Source organism: Synechococcus sp. R3-13 (assembly GCF_047462195.1).
In the GTDB taxonomy this organism is placed as follows: domain Bacteria; phylum Cyanobacteriota; class Cyanobacteriia; order Thermostichales; family Thermostichaceae; genus Thermostichus.
Genome location: NZ_JANSIO010000306.1, coordinates 8041 through 10451, shown reverse-complemented (window position 1 = coordinate 10451; position 2411 = coordinate 8041). Strand labels below are relative to the sequence as shown.

Below are 2411 nucleotides of genomic sequence, written 5' to 3'. Positions count from 1 at the left end.
CAGAGGGTGGGGAATTCCGCGCGTTTTGTTAAAGTCTTCTACAGACCAGATCCGCGATTGGCGAGGGGGCGACAGGGATCCATGTCCGAGATCGAGGTCTTCGATGCGGAGCAGTTGGCCGGGCTGATCGAGGGTCTGGCAGAGGCGATCGGCAGGGATCATCCCCACCTCCAAAAGTTGACGTTGATCGGCATTCGCACCCGGGGAGTTCCCCTGGCCTACCGCCTGCGGGATCGGATTGCCACTCTGCTGGGGATCCCGCCCCAAGTGGGGGAGCTGGACATCACTTTTTTCCGCGACGATTTGAGCGCCGGCGGGTTGCGCACCCCCGATCGCAGCGAAATGCCGCGTGACCTGACCGGCCAAGAAGTGGTGCTGGTGGATGATGTTATCTTTCGCGGTCGCACCGTCCGAGCAGCTTTGGAGGCCCTAAACCACTTTGGGCGACCGGAACGGGTGCGATTGGCGGTGTTGATCGACCGGGGTCACCGGCAGTTCCCCATCCAGCCCGATTACTGCGGTTGTCAGCTTTCCACAGAACCGGAGCAAATGGTGAGAGTCCATCTGCGGGAAACCGATGCAGAAGAGCGGGTGCTGTTGATAGACAAAACAGCAAAGATTAAACCCTGAGCCAGCGCTGGGGTGCGGTATTTTAGGGATGACCTGCCGAAACTCACTGCCATGTCTTGGTTGCCGGAAACCCGCCGCTACGCTGTTTTGGGCACGGGCGCTTTGGGAGGATTTTATGGGGCGAAATTGCAACAGGCGGGCTTTTCGGTGCATTTTCTGCTGCACAGCGACTATGACCATGTTCGCCAAAGCGGCCTCTGGGTGCAGTCCTGCTGGGGGGATTTTCATTTGCCCCAGGTGAATGCCTACGCAGCCGTGGAGGACATGCCCGCTTGCGAAGGGGTGATCGTGGCTTTGAAAGCCACCCAAAATGCGCTTCTGCCGCACTTGATCCCGCCTGTGTTGGCCGAGAATGGCGTGGTGATCTTGTTGCAAAACGGGCTGGGGGTGGAACCCGAGATTGCCGATTGCGTTGGCCCAGAGCGGGTCATGGGGGGCCTCTGCTTCATCAGCTCCAATAAGGTTGGCCCCGGCCACATTCACCATCTGGATTACGGTTCGGTGCTGCTGGCAGAGTACGGCCCTGGCTATGCCCCCCAAGGGATCACGCCCCGCCTTCAACAAGTTCAAGCCGATTTTCAACGGGCAGGGATCCCGACTTCGCTCTCACCAGATTTGATGTTGGCCCGCTGGCAGAAACTGGTCTGGAATATTCCCTTCAACGGCCTCTCGGTGGTGTTCAATGCCGATACTCAGCAAATGATTCGAGACCCTGAGGCCCGTGCTTTGGCGGAAACGCTGATGCAGGAGGTGATACAGGGAGCTGCAGCTTGTGATCGCCTGCTTCCCGACTCCCTGATCCAAGAAATGCTCACCAATACCGAGAAAATGGCCCCCTACCGCACCAGCATGAAAATCGACTATGAGCGCAAACGTCCTCTGGAACTGCAGGTGATCTTCGGCAACCCCCTGCAGTACGCTCGACAAGCTGGGATCCATCTGCCACGGGTTGAAATGCTCTACCGACAGTTGCAGGTGTTGGATCGCCTGAATCGAGGGATCCCTGGGGAGCAGCAGGCTTAAGTTTTTCAAGATCCGGCGGAGCGATCCCAGGGCTGGAGCAGGCTTTCTCCTTTGCTTGCGGGTAGACTGAGCCGCAGTCGTGTACTGTTGCTCTGGCTTTATGCCGCTGGGATCCACCCACGATCGCATTACCCTCTGGACGGCCCCCGGCATCACCCTAGCCGCCGGTGTGTTGGGGAACAGCACCACAGTTGCCCTGGCTGTGGGATCCGCCTATCTGTTCAGCGGCCTGATGTTTTCTGGAGATCTGGACACCTGTTCCCGACAGTATCAACGCTGGCTGTTCTTGCGCTGGATTTGGCTGCCCTACCGCAAGTGGATGCGGCATCGCTCCTTTTGGTCTCATGGGCCCATCGTGGGCACTGCCGTGCGGGTGCTGTACTTGAGCCTATGGGCAGGAGGAGTTGGCCTGCTGGGGGCTTGGCTGGGATCCCGGTTGGGCTGGTGGATGTGGCAACCCTGGGTGTGGGGCAGCGATCTCTGGCAATTGCTGCAAGTTCACGCCGAGATGCTCTTTTGGATTGGGATGGGGTTGGAACTGGGATCGGTGAACCACAGCCTAAGCGACTGGATGGTCTCCCGCTGGAAACGCTGGCGCAGAAAACGCCGTCAGGTTCGATCTCCCGCCAGGCGACTCAGCTATCGTCGCTAGGGATCCATTGGGCCAAGGTTTGATTTTTCGCCCGCCACGGCATTTGAATGGCAGTGAGGTTACCTACTGTTCCGCAACGCGTAGTCATTTATCTCACCGTCAAGGC

General features: G+C 58.7%; 3 protein-coding genes. All 3 read left to right on the top strand.

All coding sequences use genetic code 11. The annotated features are described in order from the left end of the window. Positions 1–81 precede the first annotated feature (81 nt). The 3 genes from pyrR to NW856_RS09610 all read left to right on the top strand — a co-directional run bounded on the left by pyrR (position 82) and on the right by NW856_RS09610 (position 2305). A complete protein-coding gene (pyrR, locus tag NW856_RS09620) occupies positions 82–630 on the top strand; it encodes a bifunctional pyr operon transcriptional regulator/uracil phosphoribosyltransferase PyrR (RefSeq protein WP_414341613.1) in 549 nt (182 codons plus the stop codon). 51 nt (positions 631–681) lie between these two features. Beyond that, positions 682–1653, top strand: coding sequence for a putative 2-dehydropantoate 2-reductase (locus tag NW856_RS09615; protein WP_414341611.1), 972 nt, complete (start codon positions 682–684; stop codon positions 1651–1653). Between the two features lie 79 nt (positions 1654–1732). Further along, positions 1733–2305: a metal-binding protein gene (locus NW856_RS09610; RefSeq protein ID WP_414399994.1), complete on the top strand. Its 573-nt coding sequence runs from the start codon at positions 1733–1735 to the stop codon at positions 2303–2305. The last annotated feature ends 106 nt before the right edge of the window (positions 2306–2411 follow it).